Origin of the sequence: Streptomyces sp. NPDC002701 (assembly GCF_042889045.1) — a bacterium.
In the GTDB taxonomy this organism is placed as follows: Bacteria; Actinomycetota; Actinomycetes; order Streptomycetales; family Streptomycetaceae; genus Streptomyces.
The window spans coordinates 501,069-523,749 of record NZ_JBIAQL010000002.1 but is presented as its reverse complement, the minus strand read 5'-3'; the positions used below and the strand labels follow the sequence as shown (position 1 = coordinate 523,749).

Annotated in this window: 22 protein-coding genes; 17 read left to right on the top strand and 5 right to left on the bottom strand. The window is 72.3% G+C overall.

The genetic code is table 11. From position 1 onward, the window contains the following. Positions 1 to 30 precede the first annotated feature (30 nt). Together ACFYXC_RS06660 and ACFYXC_RS06655 are read left to right on the top strand one after the other, a co-directional pair. A complete protein-coding gene (locus ACFYXC_RS06660; RefSeq protein ID WP_389547701.1) occupies positions 31 to 867 on the top strand; it encodes a phosphatase PAP2 family protein in 837 nt (278 codons plus the stop codon). Then, on the top strand, positions 864 to 1,982 hold the full coding sequence (locus ACFYXC_RS06655) for a DMT family transporter (protein ID WP_389547698.1): 1,119 nt from the start codon (positions 864 to 866) through the stop codon (positions 1,980 to 1,982). Before ACFYXC_RS06660 ends, ACFYXC_RS06655 begins: the two co-directional genes overlap by 4 nt. 57 nt (positions 1,983 to 2,039) lie before the next feature. On the opposite strand, the gene ACFYXC_RS06650 is transcribed toward ACFYXC_RS06655, so the two are convergent. Further along, positions 2,040 to 4,091: a phosphocholine-specific phospholipase C gene (locus ACFYXC_RS06650; protein WP_389547695.1), complete on the bottom strand. Its 2,052-nt coding sequence runs from the start codon at positions 4,089 to 4,091 to the stop codon at positions 2,040 to 2,042. A gap of 335 nt (positions 4,092 to 4,426) precedes the next feature. Here ACFYXC_RS06650 and ACFYXC_RS06645 point away from each other — a divergent pair, with 335 nt between their 5' ends. The 6 genes from ACFYXC_RS06645 (at position 4,427) to ACFYXC_RS06620 (ending at position 10,854) form a co-directional block, all read left to right on the top strand. Then, positions 4,427 to 4,753: a plasmid stabilization protein gene (locus tag ACFYXC_RS06645; protein WP_388905087.1), complete on the top strand. Its 327-nt coding sequence runs from the start codon at positions 4,427 to 4,429 to the stop codon at positions 4,751 to 4,753. A 154-nt stretch (positions 4,754 to 4,907) separates the two neighbouring features. Next, the gene (locus ACFYXC_RS06640) at positions 4,908 to 5,711 is read left to right on the top strand and encodes an SDR family NAD(P)-dependent oxidoreductase (protein WP_388905085.1); all 804 of its coding nucleotides are present in this window, start codon (positions 4,908 to 4,910) and stop codon (positions 5,709 to 5,711) included. 60 nt (positions 5,712 to 5,771) lie between these two features. Beyond that, positions 5,772 to 6,977: an amidohydrolase gene (locus ACFYXC_RS06635; RefSeq protein ID WP_389547691.1), complete on the top strand. Its 1,206-nt coding sequence runs from the start codon at positions 5,772 to 5,774 to the stop codon at positions 6,975 to 6,977. 94 nt (positions 6,978 to 7,071) lie between these two features. Continuing rightward, the gene (locus ACFYXC_RS06630; RefSeq protein WP_388905081.1) at positions 7,072 to 8,538 is read left to right on the top strand and encodes an aminotransferase class I/II-fold pyridoxal phosphate-dependent enzyme; all 1,467 of its coding nucleotides are present in this window, start codon (positions 7,072 to 7,074) and stop codon (positions 8,536 to 8,538) included. 134 nt (positions 8,539 to 8,672) lie between these two features. After that, entirely contained in the window at positions 8,673 to 9,737 is a 1,065-nt protein-coding gene (locus tag ACFYXC_RS06625) for a Rieske 2Fe-2S domain-containing protein (protein WP_389547687.1), read from the top strand. A 163-nt stretch (positions 9,738 to 9,900) separates the two neighbouring features. After that, complete coding sequence (locus ACFYXC_RS06620) at positions 9,901 to 10,854, top strand: PDR/VanB family oxidoreductase (protein ID WP_389547684.1); 954 nt, start codon at positions 9,901 to 9,903, stop codon at positions 10,852 to 10,854. On the opposite strand, the gene ACFYXC_RS06615 is transcribed toward ACFYXC_RS06620, so the two are convergent. Beyond that, a complete protein-coding gene (locus ACFYXC_RS06615) occupies positions 10,805 to 11,620 on the bottom strand; it encodes an IclR family transcriptional regulator C-terminal domain-containing protein (RefSeq protein ID WP_389548404.1) in 816 nt (271 codons plus the stop codon). The genes ACFYXC_RS06620 and ACFYXC_RS06615 overlap by 50 nt on opposite strands. A gap of 197 nt (positions 11,621 to 11,817) precedes the next feature. Here ACFYXC_RS06615 and ACFYXC_RS06610 point away from each other — a divergent pair, with 197 nt between their 5' ends. The 4 genes from ACFYXC_RS06610 to ACFYXC_RS06595 are packed head-to-tail and all read left to right on the top strand — an operon-like array spanning position 11,818 to position 15,189. Continuing rightward, positions 11,818 to 12,795: an ABC transporter substrate-binding protein gene (locus ACFYXC_RS06610; protein ID WP_389547681.1), complete on the top strand. Its 978-nt coding sequence runs from the start codon at positions 11,818 to 11,820 to the stop codon at positions 12,793 to 12,795. Beyond that, positions 12,792 to 13,565: an ABC transporter permease gene (locus tag ACFYXC_RS06605; RefSeq protein WP_388905075.1), complete on the top strand. Its 774-nt coding sequence runs from the start codon at positions 12,792 to 12,794 to the stop codon at positions 13,563 to 13,565. Before ACFYXC_RS06610 ends, ACFYXC_RS06605 begins: the two co-directional genes overlap by 4 nt. Further along, positions 13,562 to 14,350 carry an ABC transporter permease gene (locus ACFYXC_RS06600; protein WP_389547678.1) on the top strand — a complete coding sequence of 263 codons (789 nt, stop codon included), beginning with the start codon at positions 13,562 to 13,564 and terminating at the stop codon, positions 14,348 to 14,350. The genes ACFYXC_RS06605 and ACFYXC_RS06600 overlap by 4 nt, the downstream gene beginning before the upstream one ends. A gap of 20 nt (positions 14,351 to 14,370) precedes the next feature. Continuing rightward, a complete protein-coding gene (locus ACFYXC_RS06595; protein ID WP_388905072.1) occupies positions 14,371 to 15,189 on the top strand; it encodes an ABC transporter ATP-binding protein in 819 nt (272 codons plus the stop codon). Between the two features lie 52 nt (positions 15,190 to 15,241). Here the strand turns inward: ACFYXC_RS06595 and ACFYXC_RS06590 are convergent, their stop codons facing one another. Next, positions 15,242 to 15,919: a hypothetical protein gene (locus tag ACFYXC_RS06590; RefSeq protein WP_388905071.1), complete on the bottom strand. Its 678-nt coding sequence runs from the start codon at positions 15,917 to 15,919 to the stop codon at positions 15,242 to 15,244. A gap of 276 nt (positions 15,920 to 16,195) precedes the next feature. On the opposite strand from ACFYXC_RS06590, the gene ACFYXC_RS06585 reads away from it, so the two are divergent. The 4 genes from ACFYXC_RS06585 to ACFYXC_RS06570 all read left to right on the top strand — a co-directional run bounded on the left by ACFYXC_RS06585 (position 16,196) and on the right by ACFYXC_RS06570 (position 19,362). Next, positions 16,196 to 16,855 (top strand): helix-turn-helix domain-containing protein, encoded by a 660-nt coding sequence (locus ACFYXC_RS06585; RefSeq protein WP_388905070.1) that lies wholly within the window; start codon positions 16,196 to 16,198, stop codon positions 16,853 to 16,855. Between the two features lie 14 nt (positions 16,856 to 16,869). Continuing rightward, entirely contained in the window at positions 16,870 to 17,418 is a 549-nt protein-coding gene (locus ACFYXC_RS06580) for a toxin-antitoxin system, toxin component (protein WP_389547673.1), read from the top strand. Positions 17,419 to 17,432: 14 nt separating this feature from the next. Continuing rightward, positions 17,433 to 18,836, top strand: a complete 1,404-nt coding sequence (locus ACFYXC_RS06575; protein ID WP_389547670.1) for an MAB_1171c family putative transporter — start codon at positions 17,433 to 17,435, stop codon at positions 18,834 to 18,836. Between the two features lie 298 nt (positions 18,837 to 19,134). Beyond that, entirely contained in the window at positions 19,135 to 19,362 is a 228-nt protein-coding gene (locus ACFYXC_RS06570; RefSeq protein WP_388905066.1) for a hypothetical protein, read from the top strand. 129 nt (positions 19,363 to 19,491) lie between these two features. Here ACFYXC_RS06570 and ACFYXC_RS06565 read toward each other — a convergent pair whose 3' ends face one another. Both ACFYXC_RS06565 and ACFYXC_RS06560 read right to left on the bottom strand, forming a co-directional pair. Further along, the gene (locus ACFYXC_RS06565) at positions 19,492 to 20,199 is read right to left on the bottom strand and encodes a 4'-phosphopantetheinyl transferase (protein ID WP_388905064.1); all 708 of its coding nucleotides are present in this window, start codon (positions 20,197 to 20,199) and stop codon (positions 19,492 to 19,494) included. Continuing rightward, the gene (locus tag ACFYXC_RS06560; RefSeq protein ID WP_389547666.1) at positions 20,147 to 21,052 is read right to left on the bottom strand and encodes a metallophosphoesterase family protein; all 906 of its coding nucleotides are present in this window, start codon (positions 21,050 to 21,052) and stop codon (positions 20,147 to 20,149) included. Before ACFYXC_RS06560 ends, ACFYXC_RS06565 begins: the two co-directional genes overlap by 53 nt. A gap of 338 nt (positions 21,053 to 21,390) precedes the next feature. Between ACFYXC_RS06560 and ACFYXC_RS06555 the strand changes: the two genes are divergently transcribed. Then, positions 21,391 to 22,578: an ATP-grasp domain-containing protein gene (locus tag ACFYXC_RS06555; RefSeq protein WP_389547663.1), complete on the top strand. Its 1,188-nt coding sequence runs from the start codon at positions 21,391 to 21,393 to the stop codon at positions 22,576 to 22,578. The last annotated feature ends 103 nt before the right edge of the window (positions 22,579 to 22,681 follow it).

Here is a 22,681-nt window from a genome sequence, read left to right as displayed (position 1 = left end):
GTCGAGACCGTCAAGCAAAGGGGCCGGGGGATGGAACGCCCAACCGAGCCTGCACAGAAGGAAAGCGCCGCCCGAGCGCGGCCGCCCCTCGTCCGTGAGGTCCTGCTCGTCGCGGGACTCTTCCTCGTCTACAAACTCGGCCGGCAGCTGGCCACGGGCCACACCGCCGAGGCGTTCGCCAACGCCCGCCGCGTCTGGGACCTCGAACAGTTCCTGCGCCTGCCCGGCGAGGGCTCCGTGCAGTCCGCCATGCTGCACGGCGACACCCTCGTACACGTCGCCAACACCTATTACGCGACCGTGCACTTCCCCGCCACGGCGGCCTTCCTGATCTGGCTGTACCTGCGGCGGCCCGGGCACTACGTGTGGGCCCGCCGGGTGCTCGCCGCGATCACCGCCGCCGCCCTCGTGGTGCATCTCACGTTTCCGCTCGCGCCGCCGCGCATGCTCGCCGCCACGGGCCTCGTGGACACCGGGCAGGTGTACGGACCCACGGTGTACGGCGCCTCGCCCGAGAGCGACTCCCTCTCGAACCAGTTCGCGGCGATGCCCTCCCTGCACTTCGGCTGGGCGCTGATGGTCGCGATCGGCCTGATCGCCGCGACCAGGTCCCGGTGGCGGTGGCTGTGGCTGCTGCACCCGCTGGTGACGCTGCTGGTGATCGTCGGTACGGCCAACCACTACTGGCTGGACGCGATCGTGGCCGCCGCCCTCCTCGGCATCACCCTGGCCGTCCTGCGTGCGCCCCGCCGGGCCGCGGCGGCCGCCGGGCCCGCCGAGGAGCCCGTGGGCGGCGGCGGGGCCCGGGGCGGACCGGACGCGGCCGGTGCCCCCCAGGCGCCCGAGCTCGTGGGAGCCGGACGATGAGCGCGACCCTCCTCGCCGTCGTCCTGTCGCTGGTGTCCGCCGTCGCGTACGCGGCGGCCGCGGTGGCGCAGGAACGCCTCGCCTCCCGCACCAAGGACGCCGGAACGCTGCGCCTGCTGGGCCGCGGTGCCTGGTGGTGGTCGGTCGGCCTCAACGCGGGGGCCGCGCTGCTGCACGTGGCCGCCCTCAAGTACGGAACGCTCACCCTCGTCCAGCCGCTCGGCGCGCTCACACTCGTCGCCGCGGTGCCGCTGGGCGCACGCCTCGCCGGGCGCCGGGTCACCGCGGTCGAGTGGCGCGGTACGGCGCTGACGCTGGCCGGGCTCTGCGCCGTGCTCGTCACCGCGTCCGGGCCCGCGCCGGACGACGTGCTGAGCGTCCCGCAGGCGCTGGCCGTGACCGGCGCCACCGCGGCCCTCATCGGCGTACTGGCCCGGCCCGGCACCCGTCCCGGGCTCCGGCACGCGACCGCGTCCGGCTTCGCCTCGGGGGTCGCCTCGGCGCTCACCCAGACCGTCACGGTCGCCGCGACGGACCGCTCGGGTCCCCTGTTCAGCGGGCAGGTGATCGCGGTGGCCGTGCTGGTCGCGGCCTTCGCCGCGGGCGGGCTCCTGCTGTCGCAGGTCGCCTACAAGGGCGGACTCGGCGCGCCCCTGGCGGTGGTGACGCTGGCCAACCCGGTCGCCGCCGCGGTGATCGGCCTCGCGCTCCTCGGCGAACGGCTGCAGGGCGGGGCGGCCGGGCTGCTCCTCGCCGGGGCCGGGGCGGCGGTCGCGGCCTGGGGTGTGGTGACCCTGTCGCGCGCCACGCCGTCGCCCGTGCCCCTGCCTTCACCGGTGCTCCCGCCCGTGCCCGTGCCCTCGGCGGTGCCCGCGTCCTTGGCGGTGCCTGCGCCCTCGGCGGTGCCCGCGTCCTTGGCGGTGCCTGCGTCCTCGGCGGTGGGGCCGGAGCAGCATCCCGTGGCCGCGGTGCTCGCCCTGGGGTCCGAGCCGGCCGCGTACGAGCCCTCGCTGCTGCCGCGGCAGCCGAAGCCGGGGCACCGCACCTCGGCGCGGGGCGGCCGGCGGGTCGGCCGGGGCCCCGCGAGCCCGGCCTCGACGCCGTGCCGACGGTGAGCGCCGTCGCCACCACGGGGCTCCGCCGGGCTCCGGCGGAGCTACCGTCCGGCCGCGCTAGACCGTGGCGATCGCCGGGTCGCTGACGCCCACCCGGCCGTTCTCGACGTGCCCGCCGAAGCGGCGCAGGAACGAGCCGTCCGCGTCGGACCGGACGGTGAGGTCGTACCAGCGCCTGCTCACGCGCAGGTCCACGGTGTGCCGCACGGTCGCGCCGGGCCGCACCTTGAACGACCTGGGCCTGCCGCCGTAGCCGTCGGTGAGTTCCAGGTTCACCGTGCGGGCGCCCTTGTTGGTGAACGTCAGCTCGATGTCCTCGCCGTCGTGCCGGGCGGTGACCTCGGGCCCGGCCGTCTTCCCCGGGCCCTTGAAGACGCGCAGGAAACCGTTGGGCCCGTGCACGGTCAGGTCGTACGAGCCGTTCGAGTACGCGGAGTTCCAGGTGTCCGAGACGGTCTTCCCCGCTTCGGTGGTGTAGGTCCAGGGGCCGTCGGTGCGGCTCTGCGAGGTCACGTGGAAGGAGGCGCCGGCCTTCTTGCCCGAGGCGAAGGTCAGGGTGAACCTCCCGGCCTTCGCGTCCGCCGAGCCGTCGATCCAGGGCGCGTACCGGAGCGGGCGGGCGAGCCGGAGGCCGCGCTCCTGCCTCGGCAGCTTCGGGTCGGCCGGCGGGGTCGGCCTGTAGTCCGGGTGCCGGTCGTTGTCCTGCGGCTCGTACGCGTCGGTGTCCGGCAGGTCGGCCGGCCTGCTGTCCTTGCGCGAGAAGTCGAACGCGGAGGTCAGGTCACCGCAGATGGCCCGGCGCCACGGCGAGATGTTGGGCTCCTCGACACCGAAGCGGCGCTCCAGGAACCGGACGATCGAGGTGTGGTCGAGGGTCTCGGAGCAGACGTAGCCGCCCTTGCTCCAGGGCGAGACGACGAGCATCGGCACGCGCGGGCCGAGACCGTACGGGCCGGCGACATGGGTCGCGCTCCCCGCGAAGAGGTCCGGGCCGACGTCGACGGTGGACCTGCCCCGGTCGGCGTCGCGCGGCGGCAGCGGCGGGACGAGGTGGTCGAAGAAGCCGTCGTTCTCGTCGTAGGTGATGAACAGGGCTGTCTTGGCCCACACCTTCGGGTCCGCGGTGAGCGCGTCCAGGACCTGGGAGATGTACCAGGCGCCGTAGTTCGAGGGCCAGTTGGAGTGCTCGGAGAACGCCTCGGGAGCCGCGATCCAGGAGACCTGCGGCAGCTTGCCGCCGAGGACGTCGGCCCGGAGCCGGTCGAAGTAGCCCTCGCCCTTGCGTGCGTCGGTGCCGGTGCGGGCCTTGTCGTAGAGCGGGTCGCCGGCCTTCGCGTTGCGGTACTTGTTGAAGTAGAGCAGCGAGTTGTCGCCGTAGTTGCCGCGGTACGCGTCCGATATCCAGCCCCAGGAGCCGGCCGCGTCCAGACCGTTGCCGATGTCCTGGTAGATCTTCCAGGAGATCCCGGCCTCCTCCAGGCGCTCCGGGTAGGTCGTCCAGTCGTAGCCGACCTCGTCGTTGCCGAGGACCGGGCCGCCGCCCTTGCCGTCGTTCCCGGTGTAGCCCGTCCACATGTAGTAGCGGTTCGGGTCGGTGGACCCGATGAACGAGCAGTGGTACGCGTCGCAGACGGTGAACGTGTCGGCGAGCGCGTAGTGGAACGGGATGTCCTCGCGGGTCAGGTACGCCATGGTCGTGGCGCCCTTCGCGGGGACCCATTTGTCGTACTTGCCCCCGTTGTAGGCGGCGTGCCCGTCGGGCCAGCTGTGCGGCAGGCCCTCCAGGAACTGCATGCCGAGGTCGTCGGCCTCCGGGTGGAAGGGCAGCAGGTCCTTGGTGCCGTCCGACTGGTGCCACACGGACTTGCCGTTGTCGAGCGCGACCGGGTGCGGGTCACCGAAACCGCGGACGCCTCTGAGCGCGCCGAAGTAGTGGTCGAAGGAACGGTTCTCCTGCATGAGGACGACGACGTGCTCGACGTCCTCGATGGTGCCGCGGTGGTATCCCGCGGGGATCGCGGCGGCCTTGGCGATGCTCTCCGACAGCGCGGTGAACGCCGCGGTGCCACCCGCGAGTTGCAGGAAACGGCGCCGATTCACTTCGGTCATGACGGGGGGACCTCTCGTGCTGACGGGTACGGGGCGACACACGGACGGACCAGGGCATGACCAGGCATGCGGGAACGTGCGCCAACGGAGTCTTCCAAGAGCAACAAACGTCAGGGAAGGGTCGCGTGGCTCCTGTGTGAAAGACGGCGGTACGTGAGGTGCCGGCGCCCCCGCCGCCCCGCCGCGGCGCTCTTCGCCCGGCCGTGGCGCTCGCGGGGCCGCCGACCGGACGCTCTCGCGTGGCGGAGCGCCGGTTTTGCGAGTGAGGTGGGGGTACTCCGTAGGTACCGCGGGCCGTGGTGGCCCGTGGGCCCGCCGACGAGAAGGAGAGTGCCGTGCCCGCAGGATCCAGCCCGAAGCGTGAGCGCCAGTACGAGCACATCAAGGAGGGTGCCGAGAAGCGCGGCACCTCCGAGAAGCGGGCGAAGGAGATCGCCGCCCGCACCGTCAACAAGGAGCGGGCCCGCTCGGGAGAGTCGGAGACCGCGAGCAGGACGTCCACCCGCGACCCGAAGTCCGCGTCCCAGCGGGGCGGTCAGCGCTCGCACAGCGGTTCCGGGGGACCGACCAAGGACCAGCTGTACGCGGAGGCGAAGAAGAAGAACATCGAGGGCCGGTCCTCGATGACGAAGCAGCAACTGAGCAAGGCACTCGGCCGCTGAGGACAGCGCCACCGGGCAGAACCGCGCCGAGGGATCCGGCCGCACGAAGAGACCTCGGGCCACGAAGAGACCTCGGCGCACCTCGGGGGACAACCGACCCGCGTCGGGAGACCTGGCCACGGAGAACCGAGCCGCACCGGAAAAGAGACTGCACATGAGCGACGACAAGCCCCTGGCCCTCGTCACGGGCGCCTCCAGCGGCATCGGGTTCGAGCTGGCCAAACAGTTGGCCGAGCGCGGCTACGACCTCGTGATCAACGCCGAGGACACCGCGCGGCTCCAGGAGGCCGCCCAGCTGATCCGAGCCGCCGGGGCGCGGGTCGAGGTGGTCCGGGCCGACCTGCGCGTCCCCGAGGAGACCGAGGCCCTCTTCGCGACGGCCACGACGCTGGGCCGGCCGCTGGAGGTCGTCGCCCTGAACGCCGGCGTGGGCCGGGGCGGCGCCTTCACCGACACCGATCTGGCGGACGAGCTGGAGATCATCGACCTCAACGTCCGGTCGACGGTGCACCTGGCCAAGCGCGTCGTACGGGACATGGCCGTCCGCGACGCGGGCCGCGTCCTCATCACCTCCTCGATCGCCTCGACGATGCCCGGCTCCTTCCAGGCGGTCTACAACGCCTCCAAGTCGTTCCTGCAGTCCTTCGCCGAGGCGCTGCAGAACGAGCTCAAGGACACCGGGATCACCCTGACATCGCTGATGCCCGGGCCGACCGGGACCGACTTCTTCCACCGCGCCGACATGGACGACACGAAGGTCGGACGGCAGGACAAGGACGACCCCGCCCAGGTCGCCCGGCAGGGTCTCGACGCCCTCTTCGCCGGCAAGGACAAGCTCGTCGCCGGTTCCGTCAAGACCAAGGCCCAGGGTCTGGCGAACAAGGTGCTGCCCGACAAGGCCAAGGCCCAGGCACACCGCAGGATGGCCGAGCCGGGGTCCGGTGAGCCCGGCAACTGACAACTGACGGACGGCGCCCGCGGGTCCGGGTGCCCGGACGCCCGGATCTGGGGAGGAAGCATGGCGGTCACGTCCGGCGTCACGCCCGACGTCGCCTACGCCCGTGTCCGGCAGGAGGTGGCGGCGCGGGCGGACCGGCTCTGGGAGGTCGCTCTGGAGCTGCACCGCACGCCGGAGCTGGCCTTCCAGGAGCACCGGGCGGTGCAGGTGCTGACCGGGCACCTCGAACGGGAGGGCTTCCACGTCGAGCGGGACGTGGCCGGGCTGCCCACGGCGTTCGCCGCCCGCACGGGTGACGGGGACGGGCCGCGCGTCGCGTTGCTGCTGGAGTACGACGCCCTGCCGGAGATCGGGCACGCCTGCGGGCACAACCTGATCGCCGCGGCGGGACTGGGAGCGGCACTGGCGCTGCGGGCCGCGCTGGAGCCGGTGGGCGGCACGGTCCTCGCGATCGGCACCCCCGCCGAGGAGGGCGGCGGCGGCAAGGTGACCCTGACCGACGCGGGGGTCTTCGACGGTGTCGACGCGGCGCTGATGTTCCATCCGGGCGTGCACACCTGGACGTGGGCGCCGTTGACCGCGCAGTGCCAGGTACGCGTGGGGTTCCACGGCCGTGCGGCACATCCGACGGGTAACCCGACCGAGGGCGTCGACGCCCTGGCGGCACTCGTCCAGCTGTTCAACACCCTGGCCGTGCTGGGGCGGCGGCTGCCCGCGGGATCGCACGTCCAGGGCATCGTGACCGAGGGCGGCAGGGCCACGAACATCGTGCCGGCCTTCGCCGAGGGCCTGTTCGGGCTGCGGGGCGCCACCACGGCGGCCCTCGACGAGCTGGTGGCCGACCTGGTGCGGTGTGCCGAGGGCGTCGCGCACTCCACCGGGACGACGGTCGACGCGGCCCGGGTGACGGCCGGGTACGAGCACTTCCGGAACAACGAGGTGCTGTCCGGGCGCTTCGCGGCACACCTCGCACGGGCCGGCATCCCCGCACGGGAGCCCGTACCGGGGGTGCATCTCGGCTCGTCCGACATCGGCAACGTCAGCACGCGGGTACCCGCCATCCACCCCTTCGTCGCGATCATGGACGAGTCCGGCAGCGACCACACCCCGGAGTTCGCCGAGGCCGCCGCCGGTGAGCGGGCGCGGGACGCCATGCTCGCCTCGGCCGAGGCGCTGGCCTGTACCGCGGCGGACGTGCTGCTCACGCCGGAGATCGCGGAACGTGCCTGGCGGAGTCTGCGGGAGAAGTCCGCCGCGGGTCTGTAGAACCGCGGAGCCGCTCTTCCGCACGTTCACCCGCACGGCCGCAACTGCGACGACGCACCGTTTCCCCCGCACGAGGCAAGGGCAGTCGCAGCACATGGACCATTCGAAAGCGCCGGTACTCGAAGCTCTGGCGGCCTATCACGCCGAGGGGCAGACCCCCTTCACCCCGCCGGGCCACAAACAGGGACGCGGCGCCGACCCCCGGGTCCGTGCGGTCCTCGGGGACGCGGTCTTCCGTTCGGACGTGCTGGCGACCGCGGGGCTGGACGACCGGACGTCCTCCGCAGGCGTCCTGGAACAGGCGCACGCCCTCATGGCGGACGCCGTCGGCGCCGAGCACACCTTCTTCTCCACCTGCGGCAGTTCGCTGTCGGTCAAGGCCGCCATGCTGTCGGTGGCGGGGCCGCACGAGAAGCTCCTCGTGGGGCGCGACGCCCACAAGGCCGTGGTCTCGGGACTGATCCTCTCGGGTGTCCGCCCCGTCTGGGTCACGCCGCAGTGGGACTCCCGGCTGCATCTGGCGCACCCGCCGTCCGCGGCGGCGTTCGAGGCGGCCTTCGAGGCACACCCGGACGCGAAGGGCGCGCTCGTCACGACGCCCACGCCGTACGGCACCTGTTCGGACCTGTCGGCCATCGCGCGGGTCTGCCACGAGCGGGGCAGGCCCCTCATCGTGGACGAGGCGTGGGGGGCCCACCTGCCGTTCCACCCGGACCTGCCCACGTGGGCCATGGACGCCGGGGCCGACGTCTGTGTCACCTCCGTGCACAAGATGGGCTCGGGTCTCGAACAGAGTTCGGTCTTCCACCTCCAGGGCGAGCTCATCGATCCCGAGGTGCTGAAGAGCCGCGCGGACCTCCTCGGCACGACCAGCCCCTCCGTCCTCGTCTACGCGGCCCTGGACGGCTGGCGCCGGCAGATGGCCGAGCACGGCAAGGCCCTCTACGACGACGCGCTGGCCGTCGCCGCCTCCGTACGGGACCGGATCGCCGGCATCGAGGGCATGCACGTACACGGGCGGGGCGACTTCTGCGGGACCGGCCTCGCGGCCGACATGGACCCCCTGCAGGTCATCGTCGACATCACCGCGCTCGGCACGAGCGGCTACCGGGCGGCGGACTGGCTGCGCGAGCACCACCGGATCAACCTCCATCTGTCGGACCACCGCCGCATCAGTGCCCAGCTCACCCACGCGGACGACGAGGAGTCCGCGCGGGTTCTCGTCTCGGCCCTGCGGGACGTCGCCCGGCACGCGGACGAACTGCGGCCCGCGGAGCAGGTCGAGGTCCCGGACCCCGAACAGCTCGAACTGGAACAGGTCATGCTGCCGCGCGACGCGTACTTCGGACCGACCGAACAGGTCCCCTGGGAGAAGGCGGTCGGCCGCGTCACCGCGGAGATGCTCACTCCGTACCCGCCCGGCATCCCGGCCGCGCTCCCCGGCGAACGCCTCGACTCCGCGGTGCTGCGCTATCTGCGCACGGGCGTCGACGCCGGCATGGTCGTGCCGGACGCCGCGGACAGCGAGGTCAGGAGCGTACGGGTCGCGGTCGAGGACTGAAGGGGACCGAACGGGACAGGCACCGCCCGCGGTGAGGGACCGCGCTTCCCCTTCCGGGTGGCGGAAGGGGTATTGCGGTGCCGTACCGCCTTTCCGGACGATGGCCTCGCCGCAGACAGACGGGAGCCGCAAAGATGCCGCACGCCACCGCCTTCGCCAGGAACCAGTGGTACGTCGTCGCCTACGCCCGGGAGGTCGGGCGGGAGTTGCTCGGGCGGACCGTTCTCGGGGAACCGCTCGTTCTCTGCCGCACCGAGGAGGACGGCCGGCCCGTCGCCCTGCACGACCGTTGCGTGCACCGGCGTTACCCGCTCTCCGCCGGCGGGCTCGACGGTGACCGGATCGTCTGCGGCTACCACGGCTTCACGTACGACACCACCGGTGCCTGCGTGTACGTGCCGGGCCAGCAACGCATCCCGCGCACCGCCCGCGTCGCGTCCTACCCCGTCGTCGAGCAGGACGCCCTGGTCTGGGTGTGGATCGGCGACCCGGCCCTCGCCGACCCGGGGACCATTCCGCGGGCCCGGCACCTCGACTCCCCCGGCTGGGTCACCGTCAGCGGGATGGAGCCGATCGACGCCGACTACGGCCTCCTGGTCGACAACCTCCTCGACCTGTCCCACGAGACGTATCTGCACGGCGGTTACATCGGCACCCCCGAGGTCGCCGAGACGCCGATCACCACCGAGGTGGACGAGGGCGCCGGTATCGTGCGGGTGAGCCGGCACATGGACGACGCCGAGTGTCCGCCCTTCTACGCCAGGTCGACCGGCATCGAGGGGCGGATCACCCGCTGGCAGGACATCGAGTACCACGCGCCGTGTCTGTACCTGCTGCACAGCCGGATCGCCCCGGTGGGTGTCGTGCCCGAACCGGACGGCAGCGACCCGGACGGCTTCCACACGGAGATCACGTACGCCATCACGCCGTCCGGCGACGGCACGGTGTACGACTTCTGGATGGTCTCGCGCGACTGGGCGACGGACGACCCCGAGGTCACGGAGTTCCTGCGGGGCAACAACCACACCGTGGTGATGCAGGACGTCGACGCGCTCAACCTGCTGCAGCGCACGCTCGGCACCGAGCGGACCGGCTACCAGGAGCTGAGCATCAACATCGACACCGGTGGTCTGGCCGCCCGCCGCATCCTGGCCCGGCTGGTCGAGGAGGGCGAGAAGCCCGTGGAGAAGGTCCTGTGACCAGCCCGACGGGTGAGATCTACCGTGTCGACTGGCTGCCCGGTACGGACGTGCTGCACGGCACCTGCCACTGCGGGGCCGAGCACACCGCCGAGGACCCGGTCGAGATGTGGGAGTGGATGCTCGCCCACCCCGAGGGACACACACCCCGTAGGATCGGCCCATGATTTCGTACGAAGCCCAACTCGTCGTCGAGCGCCGCGAGTTGGCGGCCGACGGCGTACTCGTCCTCACTCTCCGCCATCCGCTGGGCGAGGCACTGCCGGCCTGGGAGCCGGGTGCCCACATCGACGTGGTCCTGGGCCCGGACCTGGAGCGCCAGTACTCGCTGTGCGGTGATCCCGCCGACCGGCACGAGTGGCGCGTCGCGGTCCTGCGCGAGACCGACGGGCGCGGCGGATCCGCGCACGTGCACGAGCAGGTGCAGGCGGGCCGCAAGGTCCGCGTGCGCGGCCCGCGCAACCACTTCGCCCTGCGGCCGTCGCCCCGCTACCGCTTCGTCGCGGGCGGTATCGGCATCACCCCCATTCTGCCGATGCTGGCCGCGGCCGAGGCGGCGGGCGCGGACTGGACCCTGTTGTACGGCGGACGGACGCGCGGCTCCATGGCGTTCACCGGGGAGCTGGAGCGGTACGGGGACAGGGTGCGCCTCGCCCCGCAGGACGAGAGCGGGCTGCTCGACCTCGCCTCCGTGCTGGGCACCCCCGAGCCGGACACGCTCGTCTACTGCTGCGGTCCCGGTTCGCTGCTGGACGCCGTGGAGGAGCGGTGCGCGGGCTGGCCGGCGGGTTCGCTGCACGTCGAGCGCTTTCAGCCCAAGGAGGCCGAGGCCCAGGAGGCGGGCGGCGACACGGAGTTCGAGGTCGTGCTGCGGCGCTCGGGCCGCACCCTCACCGTCCCCGCGGACGCCTCCGTGCTCGACACCGTGCTGGAGGCCGGCGTCGACGCGCTCTACTCCTGCACCGAGGGCACCTGCGGGACCTGCGAGACGCAGGTCCTGGAAGGCACCCCGGACCACCGCGACTCGGTGCTCACGGACGAGGAGCGGGAGACCGGTGACCTGATGTTCATCTGTGTGTCCCGGTGCCGCGGGAAGCGCCTCGTGCTCGACCTGTGATCCGCAGGTCCGCCTCGATCCGGGCGACCGTGGCCAGCAGATGCGGCAGCAGGTCACGGCGTACGGACTCCACCGAGTTGCGGCTGGCGTGTACGGGGATGTTGGCCGCCGCCACCACCTCGCCGTCCCGGTCGCGCACCGGGACGGCGACCGAGCGCAGCCCCTCCTCCAGCTCCTGGTCGACGATCGCGTACCCCTGCCGGCGCACCCGGCGCAGCTCGGTGCGGAGCAGCTCGGCCGAGCGGATCGTGCGGGCCGTCAGGGGCCGCAGCTCCGCGCGCGCCAGCCGGGTGTCGATCTCCTCGTCGGACAGCTGCGCGAGCAGCACCCGTCCCACCGAGGTCACCTGGGCGGGGAAGCGGGTGCCGACCGTGATCGTCGCGGTCATGATGCGGTGCGTCGGTACGCGCGCGACGTACACGATGTCGTCGCCGTCGAGGACACACAGGGACGACGACTCCCGTATCTGCGCGACGAGTTGTTCGAGATGCGGCTCGGCGATCTCGGGCAGGGTGAAACTGGACAGGTACGAGTAGCCGAGTTCGAGGACGCGCGGGGTGAGCCGGAACATCCGGCCGTCCGTCTGCACGTACCCCAGGTCGAAGAGGGTCAGCAGGAAGCGGCGGGCCGCCGCGCGGGTCAGGTCGCTGACCCGCGCCACCTCGCTGAGCGTGAGCTCCGGATGGTCGGCGTCGAAGGCGCGGATGACCGCGAGGCCGCGCTCGAAGGAACGCACGAAATGCGGTTCGCGGGCTCCAGCAGGCATCATCGCCTCCACGGGACGCACGCACGGGACGCACGGGGGTGCGCCCTGCGCACGCTAGGAGCACACTTCGGCGACTGTCAACGACCTTACACGTCAAGGGCATTGACCTGTTCCCCGGCCACGTTCTACGTTCCCGCTGAGCACTTCTGTGCGTTCTGCGCACAGCCTGTCGAAGAACTGTCCCAGTAGGGGGAGTCATGCGTCGTCTGCTCATCGGCCTCGTGACCGGCGCCATGTTCGTCGCCGCGACGGCCTGCGGTTCGTCCGACGACCCGGAGCCGGACTCCGCCGGACCGGACAAGGCGTCCGGGGGCACCACCACGGTCAAGGTCGGCGTCATCCCCATCATCGACGTCGCCCCCCTGTACCTGGGCCAGAAGAAGGGCTTCTACCGCGAGCGGGGCATCGAGCTGTCGCTGACCAGCGCGCAGGGCGGAGCGGCCATCGTGCCCGGTGTCGTCTCGGGCCAGTTCGACTTCGGCTTCAGCAACATGACGTCCCTGCTCACCGCCCAGTCCAAGAACGTGCCGGTCAAGGCCGTGGTCAACGGCGTCGCGTCCACCGGCAAGGAGGGCGCCGACTTCGCGGAACTCGCCGTGAAGAAGGGCAGCCCGCTCAAGTCCGCCAAGGACGTCGAGGGCAAGAAGGTCGCCGCCAACACGCTCAACAACATCTGCGACACCTCGACCAGGGAGTCGGTCCGCAAGGACGGCGGCGACCCGTCGAAGGTCGACTTCGTGGAGATGCCGTTCGACCAGATGCAGGCGGCGCTCGACGGCGGCCGGGTGGACGCGGCCTGTGTCGTGGAACCCGCGCTCGCCGGTATCAAGGCCAAGGGCGGCACCTCCATCGCGTCGCTCTTCTTCGACGTGTCGCCCGACCTCACCGTCGCCATGTACTTCACCTCCCAGAAGTACGCCCAGCAGGAGCCGGAGACGGTGCGGAAGTTCCAGGAGGCGACCGCCGAGTCCCTGGAGTACGCCGACAGCCACCCGGAGGAGGTCCGCGAGATCATCACCACGTACACGAAGATCCCTGGGCCCCTCGTGGAGACGCTCACGCTGCCCCGGTGGCCGGCCGAGCCGGACCGCTCCTCCATCGAGCGGCTGGCCGAACTGGGCGAGCAGGACGGCCTGTTCGAGCAGGCGCCGGACCTGGACAAGCTGCTGCCGTGAGGGGCGAGAGCGTCCTCCTGGGCGCGGCCGGGCTCGCGGCGTTCCTCGCCCTCGGTGAGGCGGTGCCGCGGCTCGGCCTCGTCGACGAGGACTACTTCCCGCCGACCAGCCGTATCGCCGGCGCGCTCGTCACCGAGCTCGGCGACGAGGCGTTCTGGACCGCGCTCGGGGACACCCTCACCGGCTGGGCGATCGGGCTGGCCGTCGCCGTGGCCGCGGGCATCCTCGCGGGAGTGCTGATCTCCGTCACGCCGTACCTGCGCGAGGCGACCGCGTCGACGATCGAGTTCCTGCGTCCGATCCCGTCGGTCGCGCTGATCCCGCTCGCCGTGCTGCTGTACGGCACCGAACTGCGCTCGGTGCTCCTGCTGGTCGTCTACGCGTCGTTCTGGCAGGTCCTCGTCCAGGTCATGTACGGCGTCCAGGACGTCGACCCGGTCGCCGAGGAGACCGCCCGCTCGTACGGCCTGGGCACCTGGGCGCGGGTCCGCCACGTGCTGTGGCCCACGGCCCTCCCGTACGTCATGACGGGGGTGCGGCTGGCCGCGGCGGTGGCGCTGATCCTCGCCGTGACCGCCGAACTCGTCATCGGCGCACCGGGGTTGGGCGCGCGGATCGCGGTCGCCCAGACCTCGCAGGCGGTGCCGGAGATGTACGCGCTGGTGGTGGTCACCGGTCTGCTCGGGCTGCTGATCAACGTGGGCGCGCGGACCGTCGAGCGGCGGGCGCTGGCCTGGCACCAGTCCGTGCGCGGGGAGGTGGCGGTGTGAGCGGCCCGGAACGTGTCCTGTCGCGGGTGCTCCTCGTCGTGGCGCTGCCGGCCGTGCTCGTCGTGGTGTGGTGGTTCGCGTCGGACGACAGCACCGACGTCTACTGGCCGCCACTGCGTACGATCCTCAGCACGTTCCCGGACGTGTGGACCGGTGAGCGGCTGCGCGAGGACGTCGTGCCCAGCCTGCTGCGGCTGACGGCCGGATACGCCTGCGCCGCCGTCGCGGGCGTGGCGCTGGGCACCGTGATCGGCTCGTACCGGCGGGTGCGGGCGGTGTGCGAACCGGTGCTCGAGTTCCTGCGCGCGGTGCCGCCGCCCGTGCTCGTGCCGGTCATCATGCTGTTCGCGGGCATCGGCGACACGATGAAGATCGCGGTGATCGCGAGCGGCTGCGTCTGGCCGATCCTGCTCAACACCGTCGAGGGCGTACGGGCCGTCGACTCCGTGATGTCCGAGACGGCCCGCTCGTACGGCATCACGGGCGCCGCGCGCCTGCGGCACCTGGTGCTGCGCGCGGCGAGCCCGCAGATCTTCGCGGGGCTGCGCCAGGCCCTGTCCATCGGCATCATCCTGATGGTCATCAGTGAGATGTTCGCCGCCAGCAACGGGCTCGGCTTCACCATCGTCCAGTTCCAGCGCGGCTTCGCCATCCCCGACATGTGGACCGGGATCCTGCTGCTCGGTCTGCTCGGGTTCGTCCTGTCGGTCGTCTTCCGGCTGGTCGAGCGGCGCGCGCTCGGCTGGTACCACGGTCTGCGCGACGCCTCCCGGCGGTCGTCGTGAACCTCGCGAAAGGGCGGTCCATGCTCGACGTCAGCGGCCTGAAGAAGGTCTACGAGGGTTCGGGCCGGCGGGTGGAGGCGGTGCGCGACCTCACCTTCACGGTGGCGGCCGGCGAACTGGTGTGCCTGGTCGGGCCTTCGGGCTGCGGCAAGACGACCCTCCTGAAGTGCGTCGGCGGGCTGCTCACGCCCACGGCGGGCGAGGTGCTGGTGGGCGGGCGCCGGGTGACCGGGCCGCCGCCGGACATGGCCGTCGTCTTCCAGGAGTACGGGCGCAGCCTGTTCCCGTGGATGCGGGTGCGCGAGAACGTCGAACTGCCGCTGCGGCAGAAGAAGCTGAGCGGTGCCCGGCGGCGGGAGCTGGTCGCCGACGCCCTGGAGTCCGTCGGCCTCACGGACGCCGCGGGCGCGTACCCGTGGCAGCTCTCCGGCGGCATGCAGCAGCGGGTGGCGATCGCCCGCGCCCTGGCGTACGAGCCCGAAGTGCTGCTGATGGACGAGCCGTTCGCGGCGGTCGACGCGCAGACCAGGGCCGATCTGGAGGACCTGGTGCGAGGGCTGTGGCGGCAGCGGGGCATCACGATCCTCTTCGTGACGCACGACATCGACGAGGCCGTCTACCTCGGTGAACGGGTGCTGATCCTCTCGTCCTCGCCGACCGTCGTGCAGGAGCAGGTGAAGATCGACCTGCCCGCCGACCGGGACCAGTTGCACACCCGGGTGGCGCCGCGCTTCGCCGAACTGCGCACCCATGTGTACGAACAGATCCAGGCGGCGAAACGCGGGGCGCCCGTCGACCGCCTGGTCAAGGACCGCACACCGGACACACCGGCGCCCTGAGCGGGCCCCGTGCGGTTGGCCGCCCCAGGGCGGCCTCACGTCGTCGGCCGCCTCACGCCTCGGCGGCCGGCACCACGCTGAGGTGACCCGCCGTGCGCCGTACGCGGCCGGTCCGGCTCGTCCGGCGGGTCGCGGGCGTCGGGCGGCGGGCCTCGCGCAGGACCAGCGTCAGCCGCGTGTAGCCCAGGTCCCGCAGGGTGTCGGGGGTCTCGCCGACGATCCGGCACGTGCTCCCCCACCGCGGGTCGGGGTGCAGCAGCGGCCGCACCGCGCCGTCGTGCTCGACGGCCTGCGGGCCGACCGAGCGGATCCAGTGCGGCAGGCCGTGCCGGTAGGCGGCGTCCATGATGGGGTCCTGGGCGATGTCCCGCAGGATCGACTGGAGTCCGTGGTCGTGGCCGTGCCGCTCCACGGCGGCGGCGAAGTTCGCCAGCATCGGCAGGCACCAGCTCGACTCGTGCTCGGCCAGGACCGAACCCGCGTCCGGGTGGAACAGCACGAAGCGCAGGAAGTTGTCGCCCGGCATGGCGGTGGGGTGGGGGCCGACCGCGCGGAAAAGTGTCTCGAACGCACCGTTGGCGAGGACGACGTCCCAGCGGTGGTCGACGACGACGGACGGGAAGGGAACGGCGTCCAGCAGTGCTGCGTAGTCCTGGAGATACGCCTGGGCCTCGAGACTCACGGGGACGGGCCGCGGCCTCGGCCGGGGCCCTTCTGCCTGGTATGCCATCGGGAGGTCCACCCCTCTTGCCTATGCGGCCTTCACGCGGCGTCGTGATCCTGCTACCCCGGTTGGAGCGGTGTCAACTATCGTGGCATTCGGCGCCGGTTGACGGCTGAATCACGCCACAGTTGTGGCGACACCTGGATGGGAGTTCGACCAAGGGCTACTCTCCGGTCTTCGGGCAGTTCACGCTGCACATCACGGATCCGCACAGGGACTTCACCTCCGAGGGATCCGGTTCCCCCTCAGCGGTCGGTCGATAGAGACGTAGGAGAACTGTCGGTGACGGATGGCTTCGAGGTTCCGGGCGCCGCGGCGACGGGTCCGCTGCCGGCCGTCGTGGCCCGGGTCGCGGGTCTGGCGGACCGGCTCGGCGCACCGCACAGCGAGGTGTTCGACGTGCGCCGGCTGTCCGCCGCGTCGGGGGTCCCCGAGGTCGTGGTGCGGTCCCTGCTGAGCGGGCGGCCCGCGGGCGAGCCCGACCTGCAGGCCCGTTTCCTGCAGCGTCTCGACCTGCTGCGCCGTACCCGGCTGAAGCCCAACGGCCGTCGGTACACCCAGCAGGAGATCGCCGACGGGGCGGGCATGTCACGCCAGCAGGCGGGCGCGCTCATCAACGGCGACCGGCGCCCGACGATGGAGCACTGCGACGCGATCCAGCGCTTCTTCCGCGTGCACGCCGGCTTCCTGACCGCCGAGGACCCCGAGGCGCTGGCCGGCGCCCTGCAGCGCACCGAGCAGGATCTGCTGCAGCGGCTCGCCGACCGCGAGCGCCGGGCGGACCCGGCGGCTGCGGACGACCCGCTGGAGCGGCTGCTGCAGGACCACGGGGTGCGCGGCATCGCCTGGCGGGCCGCGCAGCTGCCCACCGACCAGCACCGGGACAAGGTCGCCGAGTGGCTGGACATGCTCCTGGAGAGCGTCAAGCGGCCCGAGTCGTGATCCGGGGGACTGCGATGGGCATCGGAAGGCACATGCGCCGCCTGTGCGGCGAGCTGGTGGACGAACTCTCGCTGCCGGCCCCCGCGGAGCCGGGGGACCTGTACGCGGCCCTGTGCGAGGGCATGAGCAGGCGGCGCGGCCGGCCGGTCCGCTTCCGTACGGCGGCCTTCCCGCCGGGCACCGCCAGCGGGCTCTGGCTCGACATGGCGGAACAGGACCTCGTGGTCATCGAGGAGCGCACCGCGCCCGATCACCAACTGGTGATTCTCGGCCATGAGCTGTGGCACATGAGCGCGGGACACCGCGGCCATCACGTGGCGGGCGCGGCCGTCGCCGCCCGGCTGCTGTCGGACGACGCCGACCTGCGGGCGACCGTCCTGAAGGTGGCCGCGCGCACCCGGTTCGACCTGGCCGACGAGAAGGACGCCGAGGGCTTCGGGCTGTTGCTGGCGAGCAGGTGCCGGGGGTGGCTGGCCGGTTCGGCGCCGCGCGGGCCCGTACGGCGGGAGGGGCTTGCGGGCCGGATCGAGGCGTCCCTGGGCTACCGCGGGCCGCAGGGCTGAGGCAGCGGCACACCATGGACGGGTCGAGCTACTACCTTCCCGCTGTCGCCATGACGGCCGTGCTCGCCGTCAAGGGCCCCTCGCTGCTGCGCTCCTGGCGTGATCCGCTGCTGCGGTCCGTGTGCTCGGTGCTGGCGCTGACGGCGCTGGTCTTCTTCTTCGCGGCGCCGCCGACCATCGCCGAGGTCAACGACATCCTCGGCGTCACGAACGTCTCGGCGCCGCTCGTCTACTGTCTGCTGAGCGCGTTCAGCGCGGCCTGTCTGGTACTGATCGTCAACTGGCGTGGCGGGCCGCCCGAGCTGACCCGCCGGATGTCGCGGCGCTGGATCTCCGGGTACGGCGTGGTGATCGTGGCCCTCGTCGTGCTGTTCGCCCTCGGCGACGCGCCGGTCGAGCGGCTGCGGGACTTCGACACGTACTACGCGCGTGAACCGTACGTCCGCGAGATGATCGTGCTCTACCTCGGGGCGCTGGCCGTGGCGGGCGTCGCGATGAACGTGATGTGCGGTCGCTGGGCCCTTCAGGTGCAGGGCCGGCTGCGGGCCGGGCTCCTGATCATCGTGGCGGGCCATGTGTGCAACATCGCCTATCTGACGACCAAGTTCACCGCGGTGGTCGCGCGCTGGAACGGCGGGAACCTCGACCACCTCAGCTCCGACGTGGCCCCCGGCCTCGCCGCGGCCGGGGCGCAGATCAGCGCGGTCGGCTTCTGCTTCCCGCTGGCCTGTCAGCGGGCCGGGGACACCTGGTCGACCTGGTCGACGTACCGCCGCCTGGGGCCGCTGTGGCGCGAACTGCGGCCCGTCTCGCCGTACGCGGGCCGCGCGGTGCGGATGTCCTGGTGGTCGCCCGTCGAACTGCGGGTCACCCGGCGGCAGTCGGACATCCACGACGGCATGCTCAGCCTGTATCCCTACTTCGACGCGGACCTGCGGGCGCGGGCCCACGACGCGGCGCTCGCGGCGGGCTCGGGACCCGCCGACGCCCGGGCCGAGGCCGACGCGGCGATGGTTGCGGCGGCGGTGCGGGCGCGTGCCGCCGACCCGGAGGGCAGACTCATCGACTTCGCGATGACCCAGACGGGAGCGAGGACGGGGACAGAGACGGAGACGGGGACAGAAACGCGTACGGGGGTCGCCGTGGAGGCGACCGCCGCGGCGAACTCCCCGCGGTCCCCGCAGTTCCCCGGCTCCGTGAGCTCCCCGGACTCCCCCGCCCCCGCGGCCCCTTCGCCCGTCCCGCCCGTCCCACCCCCGCCGGCGTCCCCCGCCGTGGGCGTCGAGGGGCCGCGCGACCTCGTGCGGATGTCCCTCGCCCTGCGGCGCTCGCCCGTCGTCGCGGCCGCCCAGGGTCTGTCCGCGGCCGGGCCGCGGAGCGAGTTCCCGGAGCGGACCGGCCAGGAGCGGACCGGCTAGGTCGTGTCCGCGAAGTCCCGTCGTCCGCCCGGAGGGCGGACCCGCGACACCGTGCATCCCCGCACGTCTCCCCCGGCCGACGGGCCGGTTCCGGCGTAATTCCCGTGCGTGACCAGGGGTTTCGGTGTGGTCTCCCGCCGGGTTCCGCGCGGCTTCCTCTCGGCCGACCGGGCGAACGAAAGCGCGCGGAAAGGGCATTGTCAGTGGCGGACGGCAAGCTGGACCCAGCGCCACCGCTGTGCGGTGGCGTGTGCACGACCGAAGAGCCGTAGCCGAGCCGAACCGGGAGAGCCGTCCGATGCCGACCGCCGTACTGACCGATCACGAACGCACCGCCGTGCAGGCATATCTGCGTCTGCTGCAGACCGTACGGGCCGCCCTGGACGCCCCGCCCGGTTCGGGCCGGCCACCCGTCGTGCCGCCCGCCGCCCTCGCGGAGGCGGAGCGCGCACTGGCCGCGGCGGGCCTCGAGGGCAACGAGGAGGCGTTCTTCCGGCTGCTGCACACCTGGTGCCCGCAGACGTGATGAGCCACCGTCACTTCTCCCACGGGAACCGAACGATCGCACACGGGAGCGGAACCATCGCACGGCTCGCGGCGGGCCGGCTCTCCGCCGGCCGCCGCTCCCCGGGTGCGGGAAACGCCCCGGCCGCGGTCAGCCCTGCCCGTGCGGGACGGTCATCGAGGTCGCCACGAGTCCCCGGCTCACCGTCCAGCGTCCGTCGAAGCTGCCGATGCGACGGCCGTCCACCACCGGCCCGGGCACCAGGAGGGCGGCGCGCAGACTGCCGGACGTGGTGTGCCCGGGATCCATGAAGACCTCGATGTCCGCCTCGGAGAAGTCGAGCCACTTCCCGGTCAGGGGGAACCACGCCTTGTAGACCGACTCCTTGGCGCTGAACAGGAGCCGGTCCCAGTGGATCGCGGGGTACCGCCCGGCGAGGACGCGCAGCCGCCGGTCCTCGTCGGGCAGCGCCACCGACGACAGCACGCCGTCGGGAAGCTGCCGGTGCGGCTCCGCGTCGATACCGAGCGAGGCGAGGTCGGTGGCGCGGGCCAGGGCGGCGCCGGCATAGCCCTCGCAGTGCGTCATGCTGCCGATCAGCCCGGTGGGCCACTGCGGGGCTCCCCGGTCGCCGGGCAGGACGGCCTGCGGAGGCACGCCGAGCTTCTCCATGGCCTGCCGCGCACAGCCGCGTACGAGGGCGAACTCACGGCGCCGTTTCTCGACGGCGCGCGCGATCAGCGCCTCTTCCTCGGGGTACAGCTCGGGATACGGCGCCGTGCCCTGGGTGCCCTCGGCGCGTTCGTCATCGTGTGCCTCCACGGCCACGACCGACTCCGGGAGCAGCTCCTCGATCACCGGGTCCGACCTCCATCGGCAGAATGCGGCGCAGCTTGCCCGGCGGTTCCGAACGCCTGCGCCACTCGCGGGGGTAACCCACCGACACCTCTTCGAAGCGGACGCCGTCGAGCCAGGTGGTGCGGGGAATGTGCAGGTGGCCGTAGACCATGACGGCCACCCGGTAGGTGCGGTGCCAGTCCGCGGTGAGCCGGGTGCCGCACCACATGGCGAACTCCGGGTACCAGAGGACTTCCGTGGGGTGCCGGTCCAGCGGGTAGTGGTTGACGAGCACCGTGGGCAGCTCGGCGGGGATCTCCGCGAGCCTGCGCTCGGTCTCGGCCACCCGGGCCCGGCACCACGCCTCGCGGCTGGGGTACGGGTCGGGGTGCAGCACGTGCTCGTCCGAGCAGACCACGCCGGTCCCGTGGGCGTACGCGAGGCCCTCTTCCTTGGTGGAGCAGCCCGCGGGCAGGAAGGAGTAGTCGTAGCCGAGGAAGAGCGGGGCCACCGCGACCGGTCCGCCGGGGCCCTCCCACACGGGGTACGGGTCCTCCGGGGTGATCACGCCCAGTTCGCGGCAGAGCGCCACGAGGTGCTCGTAGCGGGCGACCCCGCGCAGCGTGACGCTGTCCGAGGGGTGGGTCCACAGCTCGTGGTTGCCGGGTGCCCAGATCACCTTGCGGAAGCGGCCGGCGAGGATCTCCAGGGCCCACCGGATGTCGGCCACCGTCTCCGCGACGTCCCCGGCCACCAGGAGCCAGTCGTCGTCGGTCTCGGGGCGCATCTCCTCGACGAGGGCGCGATTCTCCGTATATCCGATGTGCAGGTCGCTGATGGCCAGCAGCCGGCCCTGACGGTCAGCCGTCGTCACCCTCACGCCCCCTCGACAGCCCGGGACGCCATACGGCCGTCCGGATGAGAACACCAGAACACATGCGCGCTCCACGGTACAAGGTCTGCCGCCTCCGTTAGGGGGCGGTCGGGGCCGCGGGACGCCTGGGCCCCGGCGTGCCCCGGGAGCCGTGGCGGGCCCGTCCGGCGAAGTCGTAACACGCCCGTAGCAGCAGCATCGCTCAGGAAGCCTTATGATCGGCCATACACAACCGCCACGAACTCCCGTTTTCGAACGGCGGTTTTGTGTACCCACCAACCCTCCTGGCCGGGCACGGCCTGCTTCGCCGTGTCCGCGAACCCTGAAAGGCGGCCTGCATGGTCTCTCGCGTACGCGTCTGGCTCAATCGCACGTATGCGGAGAACGTGTTCTTCATGGATCAGCTGCGGCGAAATCCGTGTGGCCGCGCGGTCGAGATCCACGCGACCCACGGTGATCCCGACTCTCCCATCCTGGCCGCCGCGGACACCGCCGCGATGGAGCCGGAAGGACTGTCCCCGGCCGCCTACGTCGAGTACGCGCTCGACCAGTGCGCCCGGCACGCCATCGACGTCTTCGTGCCCGTCCTGCACCAGACGGCCCTCGCCGGGCACCGCGAGGAGTTCGCCGCGGCCGGTACCGCGCTGCTCGCGCCGCCCGCCGAGGCCGTCCACACGTTCCAGGACAAGGTCGTCGCGTACGAGGCCGTCGAGAAGCTGGGCGTGCCGGTGCCGCCGTGGTGGCGGGTCCGTACCGCGGACGAGCTGATCGCGGCGGTCGACGAGCTGGAGGCGGCGGGTCACAAGGCGTGCTTCAAGCCGGCCTCGGGAGCCGGAGGCGTCGGCTTCCGCATCATCACGCGCACCCCGTTCTCGCTCATGCACCTGAGCGGCTTCCCCAGCCCGTACATGCCCCTTGACCTGGTCCTGCAGGCGCTGCGGGGTGCCGACGAGCCGGTGGACTGGCTGGTCATGCCCCTTCTGGGCGAACCGGAGGTGTCCGTGGACTGCCTCACCGGCCCGGACGGGCGGGTCCGGATGGCCGTGGGCCGCACGAAGAACGGGCGGCGGCGCGGCTTCACGCTCGACCCGTCGTGGATCGAGCCGGCGCGGGTCCTCGCCGAGGGCTTCGGGCTGCACTACCTGACGAACATCCAGTTCCGCATGCTCGGTGACGAGCCGGTCCTGATGGACGTCAACACACGTCCGGCGGGCGGCCTGCACCAGCTCTCGCAGTGCGGGATCAACGCGCCGTGGGCCGCCGTGCGGCTGGCGCTGGGCGAGGAGCCGGGCGATCTCGTCCCGCCGTTCCTCGGCCAGGACTACGCGGTGGTCTCCGGACCGCGCGCGGTACGTCCCCACTCGGCGCTGCAGCGCGCGGACCTGGAGCTCCCCGCTCCCGTGCCGGCCGTGCCGGACGCCGTCGGCGGCACGCAGCCGACCCACGAACCGCAGGCCCCGCAGCCCTCCCAGGCGACCCATTCGGCCCAGCCGGCCCAGCCCGCGGACAGGCCGCTGACCGTCTGACCGTCAGGCCGTCAGGCCGTCAGGCCGTCAGGCCGTCAGGCCGTCAGGCCGTCAGGCCGTCAGGCCGTCAGGCCGTCAGGCCGTCAGGCCGTCAGGCCGTCAG

Excerpts from the sequence above, each read along its gene's own strand:
- ACFYXC_RS06660 (WP_389547701.1), top strand. The coding sequence starts at position 31 with ATGGAACGCCCAACCGAGCCTGCACAGAAGGAAAGCGCCGCCCGAGCG.
- ACFYXC_RS06655 (WP_389547698.1), top strand. The coding sequence starts at position 864 with ATGAGCGCGACCCTCCTCGCCGTCGTCCTGTCGCTGGTGTCCGCCGTC.
- ACFYXC_RS06650 (WP_389547695.1), bottom strand. The coding sequence starts at position 4,091 with ATGACCGAAGTGAATCGGCGCCGTTTCCTGCAACTCGCGGGTGGCACC.
- ACFYXC_RS06640 (WP_388905085.1), top strand. The coding sequence starts at position 4,908 with ATGAGCGACGACAAGCCCCTGGCCCTCGTCACGGGCGCCTCCAGCGGC.
- ACFYXC_RS06635 (WP_389547691.1), top strand. The coding sequence starts at position 5,772 with ATGGCGGTCACGTCCGGCGTCACGCCCGACGTCGCCTACGCCCGTGTC.
- ACFYXC_RS06630 (WP_388905081.1), top strand. The coding sequence starts at position 7,072 with ATGGACCATTCGAAAGCGCCGGTACTCGAAGCTCTGGCGGCCTATCAC.
- ACFYXC_RS06625 (WP_389547687.1), top strand. The coding sequence starts at position 8,673 with ATGCCGCACGCCACCGCCTTCGCCAGGAACCAGTGGTACGTCGTCGCC.
- ACFYXC_RS06620 (WP_389547684.1), top strand. The coding sequence starts at position 9,901 with ATGATTTCGTACGAAGCCCAACTCGTCGTCGAGCGCCGCGAGTTGGCG.
- ACFYXC_RS06615 (WP_389548404.1), bottom strand. The coding sequence starts at position 11,620 with ATGCCTGCTGGAGCCCGCGAACCGCATTTCGTGCGTTCCTTCGAGCGC.
- ACFYXC_RS06610 (WP_389547681.1), top strand. The coding sequence starts at position 11,818 with ATGCGTCGTCTGCTCATCGGCCTCGTGACCGGCGCCATGTTCGTCGCC.
- ACFYXC_RS06595 (WP_388905072.1), top strand. The coding sequence starts at position 14,371 with ATGCTCGACGTCAGCGGCCTGAAGAAGGTCTACGAGGGTTCGGGCCGG.
- ACFYXC_RS06590 (WP_388905071.1), bottom strand. The coding sequence starts at position 15,919 with ATGGCATACCAGGCAGAAGGGCCCCGGCCGAGGCCGCGGCCCGTCCCC.
- ACFYXC_RS06580 (WP_389547673.1), top strand. The coding sequence starts at position 16,870 with ATGGGCATCGGAAGGCACATGCGCCGCCTGTGCGGCGAGCTGGTGGAC.
- ACFYXC_RS06575 (WP_389547670.1), top strand. The coding sequence starts at position 17,433 with ATGGACGGGTCGAGCTACTACCTTCCCGCTGTCGCCATGACGGCCGTG.
- ACFYXC_RS06570 (WP_388905066.1), top strand. The coding sequence starts at position 19,135 with ATGCCGACCGCCGTACTGACCGATCACGAACGCACCGCCGTGCAGGCA.
- ACFYXC_RS06555 (WP_389547663.1), top strand. The coding sequence starts at position 21,391 with ATGGTCTCTCGCGTACGCGTCTGGCTCAATCGCACGTATGCGGAGAAC.